The sequence below is a fragment of the Streptomyces sp. NPDC101194 genome, assembly GCF_044767885.1.
Lineage (GTDB): Bacteria > Actinomycetota > Actinomycetes > Streptomycetales > Streptomycetaceae > Streptomyces.
In genome coordinates, this window is the sequence record NZ_JBIWOS010000003.1 from 824,666 (window position 1) to 834,613 (window position 9,948).

The 9,948-nt window shown below is 68.1% G+C and carries 3 protein-coding genes and 1 tRNA gene; 2 read left to right on the forward strand and 2 right to left on the reverse strand.

The features are described from left to right. Positions 1–102: 102 nt before the first annotated feature. On the reverse strand, positions 103–5,529 hold the full coding sequence (locus ACIRP2_RS16630) for a HAMP domain-containing protein (protein ID WP_404250805.1): 5,427 nt from the start codon (positions 5,527–5,529) through the stop codon (positions 103–105). 402 nt (positions 5,530–5,931) lie between these two features. Between ACIRP2_RS16630 and ACIRP2_RS16635 the strand changes: the two genes are divergently transcribed. Both ACIRP2_RS16635 and ACIRP2_RS16640 read left to right on the forward strand, forming a co-directional pair. Continuing rightward, positions 5,932–8,559 carry a SpoIIE family protein phosphatase gene (locus ACIRP2_RS16635; protein WP_404250807.1) on the forward strand — a complete coding sequence of 876 codons (2,628 nt, stop codon included), beginning with the start codon at positions 5,932–5,934 and terminating at the stop codon, positions 8,557–8,559. Between the two features lie 42 nt (positions 8,560–8,601). Beyond that, positions 8,602–9,531: an aldo/keto reductase gene (locus ACIRP2_RS16640; protein WP_404250809.1), complete on the forward strand. Its 930-nt coding sequence runs from the start codon at positions 8,602–8,604 to the stop codon at positions 9,529–9,531. 59 nt (positions 9,532–9,590) lie between these two features. Here ACIRP2_RS16640 and ACIRP2_RS16645 read toward each other — a convergent pair. Beyond that, positions 9,591–9,663, reverse strand: a tRNA-Thr gene (locus tag ACIRP2_RS16645). Positions 9,664–9,948: the final 285 nt, after the last annotated feature.

Genomic DNA, 9,948 nt, shown 5'->3' on the forward strand with positions numbered 1-9,948 from the left:
CAGAAACGCGGTGGGGGACCAGAAGGTTCCCCGTACAGCGCCTTCTCACACCCCTGCGGGCACAGCCGATCATCAACTCATCGCGATTCCCTCAATAAATGATCACTCTCCGCGCATCCACTGCTCCATGACGGAGAGGAGGTGATCAGGATCGACAGGCTTGGTGACATAGTCGGAAGCGCCGGATTCGATGGCCTTCTCCCGGTCGCCCTTCATGGCCTTGGCCGTGAGCGCCACGATCGGCAGCCCCGCGAACTGCGGCATCCTGCGGATCGCCGCCGTCGTGGCATAGCCGTCCATCTCCGGCATCATGATGTCCATAAGTACGACCGTCACATCATCGTGCTGTTCCAGGACTTCGATGCCCACCCGCCCGTTCTCCGCGTACAGCACCGCGAGACCGTGCTGCTCCAGCACGCTGGTGAGCGCGAAGACGTTACGGATGTCGTCGTCGACGATCAGCACCTTCTCGCCGTGGAACCGGAACGTCCTGCGAACCTCCGGTTCCTCCTGCCCGCCGAGCGTCCACGGTTCCTGCGCGGACGCCGGGGCGGAGGCGCGCGACGGCAGCGCGAGCCGTCGCTGCGAGCTCTCCAGGGGCTTGCGCCGTCGCGCCGGTCCGCCGCTCCCCGCCGAATCGTGCGCGGTCGCCGTCGGGCCGGCGCCCGGACGGACGTCTGCGAACGGACCTTCCTCGACCACTGCACCGTGTGCCTCGACGGGCCCCGGGCCCACCTGCGGATAGCCCTGCGGCGGCAGCTCGCTCGGGTGCAGCGGCAGATACAGCGTGAAGGTCGAGCCGCGGCCCGGCTCGCTCGCCGCGTGGATCTCACCGCCCAGCAGCCGGGCGATCTCCCGGCTGATGGACAGGCCGAGCCCCGTGCCGCCGTACTTGCGACTGGTCGTCCCGTCGGCCTGCTTGAACGCCTCGAAGATCACCAGCATCTTGCTGGACGCGATCCCGATACCGGTGTCGGTGACCGAGAAGGCGATCAGATCGGCATCGGCGTCACGCAGCGATCCGGCCTCCAGCAACTGCTCACGAATGGCGTTCGGCACATCCGTGCCGGCGTGCCGGATCACCAGCTCGACCGCTCCGCTGTCGGTGAACTTCACCGCGTTGGAGAGGAGATTGCGCAGTACCTGAAGCAGCCTCTGCTCGTCCGTGTGCAGCGTCGCGGGCAGCTCCGGTGACACCCGTACGGAGAAGTCGAGCCCCTTCTCCGCGGTGAGCGGCCGGAATGTCGCCTCCACGTAGTCGACCAACTGCACCAGCGCGATCCGGGTCGGACTGACATCCATCTTGCCCGCCTCGACCTTCGTCAGGTCGAGGATGTCATTGATCAGCTGCAGCAGATCGGAACCGGCCCCGTGGATCGTCTCGGCGAACTCCACCTGCTTCGGCGAGAGATTCCCCTCGGCGTTGTCCGCGAGCAACTTGGCCAGAATGAGCAGCGAGTTGAGCGGCGTACGCAACTCGTGCGACATGTTTGCCAGGAACTCGGACTTGTAGCGCATCGAGACCGCGAGCTGCTCGGCGCGCTCCTCCAGGACCTGCCGGGCGTCCTCGATCTCGGTGTTCTTGACCTCGATGTCGCGGTTCTGCTGGGCCAGCAGCTCGGCCTTCTCCTCCAGTTCGGCGTTGGAGGCCTGAAGCGCCTGCTGCCGGATCTCCAGTTCCTTCGAGCGGTCCCGCAATTGCTCGGCCAGCTCCTGCGACTGCTCGAGGAGCTTCTCGGTCTTCGTGTTCACGCTGATGGTGTTGACGCTCGTCGCGATCATCTCGGCGAGCTGATTGAGGAAGTCCCGCTGGATATGGGTGAACGGCTGGAACGAGGCCAGTTCGATCACACCGAGGACCTTCCCCTCGAACAGCACCGGCAGCACGATCACATGCGCGGGCGGCGCCTCGCCGAGCCCGGAGGAGATCTTCAGATATCCCGGCGGAACATTGTCCACCTGGATCGTCCGCTTCTCCTCCGCCGCGGTGCCGATGAGCGTCTCACCGGGCCGGAACGAGGTCGGCATCGATCCCGCCGAGTATCCGTAGCTGCCCCTCATCCGGAGTTCGTACGAGCTGTCCTTGTCACTGCCCGGCCCCACCGCGTCGGTGTCACCGGTCGGCATGGCCAGGAAGAACGCACCGTGCTGCGCGGAGACGACCGGAGTCAGCTCGCTCATGATCAGCGAGGCCACGTCGTCGAGATCGCGCCGCCCCTGCATCAGACCGGAGATCCGGGCGAGGTTGCCCTTGAGCCAGTCCTGCTCCTTGTTGGTGGCCGTGGTGTCGCGCAGGTTGGCGATCATCGTATTGATGTTGTCCTGCAGTGCCTGGATCTCGCCGGACGCGTCCACGTCGATCTTGAGATTGAGATCGCCGCGGGTCACCGCCGTGGCGACGGCCGCGATCGCCCGTACCTGACGGGTGAGGTTCCCGGCCATCTCGTTCACCGACTCGGTGAGGTCGCGCCAGGTGCCGTCGACGTCCCGGACCCGGGCCTGGCCGCCCAACTGCCCCTCCGTGCCCACCTCACGGGCCACGCGGGTCACCTGCTCGGCGAACGAGGACAGCTGATCGACCATCGTGTTGATGGTGTTCTTCAGCTCCTGGATCTCACCGCGCGCGTCGATGTCGATCTTCTTGGTGAGGTCCCCCTTGGCGATGGCCGTGGTGACCGTGGCGATCTGCCGCACCTGACCGGTCAGATTGGACGCCATCGAGTTCACGGACTCCGTGAGGTCCTTCCACGTACCGGAGACACCCGGAACGCGTGCCTGCCCGCCCAGCTCGCCCTCCGTGCCCACCTCACGGGCGACCCGCGTCACCTCGTCGGCGAACGAGGACAGCGTCGTCACCATCGTGTTGACGGTGTCGGCGAGTTCGGCGACCTCGCCGCGCGCCTCGACGGTGACCTTCTTCGTCAGGTCGCCGGTGGCCACCGCGGACGAGACCCGGGAGATGTTCCGCACCTGGCTGGTCAGGTTGTTGGCCATCAGGTTGACGTTGTCGCTGAGGTCCTTCCAGATGCCCGTCGCACCGCGCACCCGGGCCTGACCGCCGAGGATTCCCTCGGTGCCCACTTCGCGGGCGACGCGCGTCACCTCGTCGGCGAAGTTGAGCAGCTGGTCGACCATGGTGTTGACCGTCGTCACGAGTTCGAGGATCTCGCCCTTGGCGTCGACGGTGATCTTCTTGGAGAGATCGCCCTTGGCGACGGCGGTGGTGACCTCGGCGATGTTACGGACCTGGAGGGTCAGGTTGTTCGCCATGCCATTGACGGACTGGGTGAGGTCCTTCCACGTACCGGACACGCCCTGCACCTCGGCCTGGCCGCCGAGGATGCCTTCCGTGCCCACCTCGCGGGCGACCCGCGTCACCTGCTCGGCGAAGTTCGAGAGCTGGTCCACCATCGTGTTGAGGGTGTTCTTCAGCTCCAGGATCTCGCCGCGCGCGTCCACGTCGATCTTCTGCGACAGGTCACCCCGCGCCACCGCCGTGGCGACCTGGGCGATGCTGCGGACCTGATCGGTGAGATTGCCGGCCATGCCGTTCACCGAATCCGTCAGATCGCGCCACACACCGGCGACGCCGGGCACCTGCGCCTGGCCGCCGAGCCGCCCGTCCGTACCCACCTCGCGGGCCACCCGCGTCACCTGGTCGGCGAAGGCCGAGAGCTGGTCGACCATCGTGTTGATGGTGTTCTTCAGCTCCAGGATCTCACCGCGCGCGTCCACGTCGATCTTCTGCGACAGGTCACCCCGCGCCACCGCCGTGGTCACCTGCGCGATCTGGCGCACCTGGGAGGTCAGGTTCCCTGCCATGAAGTTGACGGAGTCGGTGAGCTCCTTCCACGTACCGGAGACACCGTCGACCCGTGCCTGGCCGCCGAGGCGCCCCTCCGTGCCCACGTCGCGTGCCATCCGCGTCACCTGGTCGGCGAAGTTGGACAGCTGCGCCACCATGGTGTTGACGGTGTTCTTCAGCTCCAGCATCTCGCCGGCCACGTCGACGGTGACCTTCTGCGACAGATCGCCGTTGGCGACCGCCGTGGTCACCTGCGCGATGTCCCGCACCTGACCGGTCAGGTTGCGGAAAGCGGTGTTCACCGAATCGGTGAGGTCCTTCCACGTGCCCGCGGCACCCGGCACCTCCGCCTGGCCGCCCAGCCGGCCCTCGACGCCGACCTCCCGGGCGACCCTCGTCACCTCGGACCCGAACGACTGAAGCTGGTCCACCATGGTGTTGACGGTGTTCTTCAGCTCCAGCATCTCGCCGGCCACGTCGACGGTGACCTTCTGCGACAGGTCACCACTGGCCACCGCCGTGGTCACCTGCGCGATGTCCCGCACCTGCGTCGTCAGGTTGCGGAAGACCGTGTTCACCGAGTCGGTGAGGTCCTTCCACGTGCCCGCGGCACCCGGCACCTGGGCCTGCCCGCCGAGCAGGCCCTCGCCGCCGACCTCGCTCGCCACACGCGTCACCTCGTCGGCGAAGGTGCGCAGCGTCTCGGTCATCTGGTTGATCGTCTCGGCGAGCTGGGCGACCTCGCCGCGGGCGCTCACGGTGACCTTCTGGGACAGGTCACCGTTGGCCACGGCTGTCGTCACCTCGGCGATCCCGCGCACCTGGGAGGTGAGGTTCCCGGCCATCGTGTTGACGGAGTCGGTCAGGTCCTTCCAGACCCCGGCCACACCGGGCACGGTCGCCTGCCCGCCCAGCTCGCCCTCCGTGCCCACCTCGCGGGCGACCCGGGTCACCTCGGAGGAGAACGACGACAGCTGGTCGACCATCGTGTTGACGGTGTTCTTCAGCTGGAGCATCTCGCCGGCCACGTGCACGGTGACCTTCCGTGACAGGTCGCCCTTGGCGACCGCCGTCGTCACCAGGGCGATGTCCCGCACCTGTGCGGTCAGCCGGTACGCCATGGTGTTCACGGAGTCCGTGAGGTCCTTCCACGAACCGGACATGCCGCGCACCTGGGCCTGTCCGCCCAGCTTGCCCTCGGTACCCACCTCGACCGCGACCCGCGTCACCTGCTCGGTGAACGCCGACAGCTGGTCGACCAGGTTGTTGACCGTACGGGCAACCTTCAGGAACTCACCGCGCAGCGGACGCACCGTCTCGTCGGAGGTGTGCGACCGCAGCTCCATCCGCTGTTCCAGATCACCGTCGGCCACCGCCGACAGCACCCGGCCGACCTCCGAGACCGGACGGGCCAGATCGTCGACCAGTTCGTTGGAGGCGTCGATGGCGGCGGCCCAGGAGCCCTCGCAGGCGCCCGTCTCCAGCCGTTCCGTGAGCTTCCCCTCACGCCCGACGACCCGCCGCACCCGAGCCAGCTCGCCGGTGAGATGGAGATTGCGGTCGGCGACCTCGTTGAAGACGGCCGCGATCTCCGTCATCACGCCGTCGCCCGAGACGGTCAGGCGCCTGCGGAAATTCCCGTCGCGCATGGCCACCAGGCCCGCCAGCAATCTGTGGAGTGCCGCCGCGTCGACCTCGATGGTTCCATTGCGCCGCTTCTTCACGGACTGTCCGCCTTTTGTGCGCGTGCCTGATCCCCGCGCCGCCACGCCAGACTCCACCGTGATCCCTCCCGCAGGGGTTGACCGTATAGCTCGGGCCTTAACTGGGAGCTTGCCCAGTTCCTCATTGGCTCACCGCCACAGCCAACCGTCGACGGGTGACCATGCGGACGTCAAATCGTTGAAACGTACCAGGCCCCACCCGATCGGGGTGCGGCCTCCAAGAGTTGCCCCACATCACCCTGTTGGGAAGCCCACACTTGTCCGGTCACGTGCCAGTTCCTCATCGTTCCTGCCCGAAGTCGGCCCTCGTGTATCCGGCACCGAGACCGAGCGTCTAGCCTGGCAGGCGAATCGAAGCGGCGAGAAACGGGCACAGGACTCGGGGAAGCGACGAGACACCAAATGGGGAGTGCTGTGATCACCGCGCGCGCGGCTGCCACCTTCGACCCGGTCGGGCGCTCTGTCGCGACCGCCCGCGCATTCGTCCGTGACACGCTCCAGGGATGGGGATACACGGATGTCGTCGACGACGCCGTCGTCCTCACCAGCGAGCTCGTGACCAACGCGGTGGTGCACGCGGGTACCGCCGCGGACGTGCTGTGTCTGCGTACGGAGGACGGCGTCCGCATCGAGGTCTCCGACCACTATCCGGAGCGCGAGGTCCCGCTCCAGAGCTCGGGTCCGGAATTCGGCAGCCCGGACCGCGAGAACGGCCGCGGGCTGCTGCTCTGCGCGGCGCTCGCCTCCCGGTGGGGCGTCGAGTATTCGCCCGCCCACAAACATGTCTGGTTCCAGCTCGATCTTCCCGAGCGCCCGGTGGGCATCCGTTCCGCCGGTCCCCTGCTCCCGGTCGGCCTGCTCCCGGTCACCGACGAGCGCGTCCGGGTGGCCGTCGTACAGATCGACAGCACCGGCTCCATCGCCGCCTGGAACGAGGACGCCGCGTTCCTCTTCGGATACGCCATGGACCAGGTCATCGGGAAACAGCTCACCGACTTCACCGCCTGGCCGCAGACACCCGGCACCAACACGGGCATCGTCGAAGCACTGCAACTCTCGCGCTGGGAGGGCAGTTACGGAATCCGTGGCGCAGACGGCCGCACCATCCCCGTCTACGCGTCGCACCTCCGGGTCCGCGACACCGGCGGCGAGCCGTCCACGGTCTGTCTGCTCGTCCGCGACTACGAACGCGCCGTCCTCCAGTCCCCGGCACGCGCGCCGGTGTCCGATGCGAACACCGAGCACCGCAAGGCGGACCCGTTCGAGATCTTCATCGGCTCCCCCGCCCCCGACGACCTCGACGGCCTGCTCCAGCGCACGGTCGAACGGGCGCGCGACATGCTCGACGCCGACTCGGCCTTCCTGCTCCTGGCGACGGACGACGAGACGGAACTGGAGGTACGGGCCACGACCGGCCTGCCTTCCGCCCGTCAGCGTTTCGCCCGGGTTCCGGTGGAGGCCGGTACCGGACGTTACGGATCCGCGCGGATGCCCGCCGTCCACGAAGACCTCGACCACGTCCCCGGCGCCGTCCCCCTGCTCGGGGGTACGGGGATGCGCTCGGTCGTCACCGTCCCGTTGAAGGTCGAGGGACGTCTGACGGGCTCGCTCGGCGTCGCCGCGGAAGCCGCCGGCCGCTACTCCAACGAGGAGGCCCTGCGCCTCCAGTTCGCCGCGGACCGCATCGCGCTGGCCGTCGAGTCCGCCCGGCTGGGCGAGCTGGAGCGCCTGCGCCGCGGATCCCTCTCCTTCCTCGTCGAGGCGTCGGATCTGCTCGCCGGCACCCTGGACCGGGACCAGACCCTGGCCCTGATGGCCCAGATGACGGTCCCCACCCTGGCCACCTGGTGCGCCGTCTACACGATCGCCGACCAGTCCTCCGAGCCCTACCTCTCCTACGTCCTGCACGAGGACGAGGAGCGCATCGACGGCCTCAAGGCCCTGCTCTCCAAGATCGCCCCGCCCGACCCCGTACCGACCCCCGGCGCCCGAGTCTGGGCGGCCCCGACCGAGGCCGCCCACCAGGCGGCCCTGCGCACCTCCATGCGTACGCTCGGCCTCGGCGAACCCGGCGGGCTCGGCTCCGGCGCCCGTACGACGCTCGCCACCGCCGCCGCGGTGGGCGGAGAGACAGTGGTCCTGCCACTCGTCGCCCGAAACCGCGTCATCGGCATGCTCACGCTCGGAAAGCCCTCCGACGACCACTTCCGCCAGGAGATCCTGGAACTGGCCGAGGACCTCTCCCGCCGTGCCGCCCTCGCACTCGACAACGCCCGCCTCTACTCGGAGCGCATGGCGATCAGTCAGTCCCTCCAGCGCAGCCTGCTGCCGCCGGGGCTGCCCGAGGTCCCCAATGTCGAGATCGAGGTCATCTACCGCGCGGCGGGCGAGGGCAACGAGGTCGGCGGCGACTTCTACGACGTCTTCCCGATCCGCGACGGCGCCTACGGCTTCGCCATCGGTGACGTCTGCGGAACGGGTCCGGAGGCCGCGGCCGTCACGGGCCTCGCCCGTCACGCCCTGCGCCTCCTCGCCCGCGAGGGCTTCGGCGGCCCTGCGGTCCTGGAGCGTCTCAACGCCGCCATCCTGGACGAGGGAGCCCGCAGTCGCTTCCTGACCCTTCTGTACGGGGAGCTGTGGCCCCAGGAGGACGGGAGTGCTCTGCTCAAGGTGGTCTGCGCGGGCCACCCCCTGCCGCTGCGCCTGCGTCAGGACGGCTCGGTCGAGGCTGCGGCCGAACCTCAGCCGCTGCTGGGCGTGATCGAGGACCTCGAACTGTACGAGCAGACGATCGCTCTCGCCCCGGGCGACGTCCTGCTGTGCGTGACCGACGGCGTCACGGAACGCCGTGAGGGCACCCGCATGCTCGGCGACGACGGTCTGGCGGACGTCCTCTCCACGTGTACCGGTCTGACGGCCGGTGCGGTGGCGGCACGCATCCTGCGGGCAGTCGAACGCTTCGCCGCTGAACCGGCTTCCGACGACATGGCCATCCTCGCCATGCGCGTCCCCGAACCACCCGCCGCCTGACAGCACCTCGTCAGGGCTCGTGCCTCTGGGAAACTGCGGCCCATGGACCCGACGACAATCAACGCATCAGCCGCTGGTACGTGGGAACTCGGCGACCTGACCGTCAATCGGCTCGGCTTCGGGGCGATGCGCCTGACCGGCAGCGCCGCCTTCCACCTCGGCTCCCCGAGCGACCGTGAGCGCTCGATCGGCGTGCTCCGACAAGCGATCGAGCTCGGTGTGAACCACATCGACACCGCCGCGTTCTACTTCTCGTCGCTGCGGTCCGCCAACGAGCTGATCAACCGGGCGCTCGCCCCATACCCCGAGGACCTGGTGATAGCCACCAAGGTCGGTCCCCGACGGGACGCCTCGGGCGAGTGGATCGCCCCCGCGAGGCCGGACGAACTGCGGGGCCAGGTCGAGGAGAATCTGCGCCAACTGGGCCGCGACCACCTCGATCTGGTGAATCTGCGTCTCATGGGCCAGGAATCGCTCTCCGAGCACTTCGGAGCACTGTCCGAGCTGCGCGAGGCGGGCCTCGTACGCCATCTCGGCATCTCCGGAGTGAAGGCCGTCCACCTCACCGAGGCCCAGGCCATCGCCCCGGTGGTCTGCGTACAGAACCGCTACGGCCTCGGTACGCCGAGCGCGGGCACGGATGACGTCCTGCGCATCTGTGGAGAGCGAGGCATCGCATTCGTCCCCTTCTTCTCCATAGCCGGCCAGGGACGCGAACAGGGCGCGGGTTCCACTCGCTCCGAGAACCCCAGGAGCTCCGACGCGGACAAACTGCTCGCCGTCGCCCACAGGCACGGTGTGACGACGGCGCAGGTCCGGTTGGCCTGGACGCTGCATCAGGGACCACACGTCCTCGCCATCCCCGGCACCGGTAGTCCGGACCACCTGACGGAAAACGTGGCCGCAGGTGCCTTGCGCCTCTCAGCGGACGAGATCGCCGGCCTCGATTCGGACCACAGGGACAACGAGTAAGGACGCACCGAACATGCGAAAGGCCCCCGCCATTTGGCGGGGGCCTTTCTTCTTCACTGAGCCCCAATGCGGAATCGAACCGCAGACCTTCTCCTTACCATGGAGACGCTCTACCGACTGAGCTATTGGGGCCTGCTGCGCTGTGGCAACGAGGTAAAGCATACCCTGAACTCAGGGGTACTCAAAACCACTGACCGCAGAAGACTCTGACGGGCCCTCATCCGCCACGCCGGCCCTCTCACCACCGTGCGCCGACGTCGCCGGCCCCGGAGGAGGACGGGTAGCTTCGAACCATGGCATGTGTGGGCCCTGAAACGCAGAGAAGCCCCGTGCCACAAGGGCACGGGGCTTCTCCGTAAAAGGAGTTCGGCGGCGTCCTACTCTCCCACAGGGTCCCCCCTGCAGTACCATCGGCGC

What these genes read in the sequence shown, in the direction of transcription:
- ACIRP2_RS16640 (WP_404250809.1), top strand. Translation starts at nt 8,602, where the DNA reads ATGGACCCGACGACAATCAACGCATCAGCCGCTGGTACGTGGGAACTC.
- ACIRP2_RS16635 (WP_404250807.1), top strand. Translation starts at nt 5,932, where the DNA reads ATGGGGAGTGCTGTGATCACCGCGCGCGCGGCTGCCACCTTCGACCCG.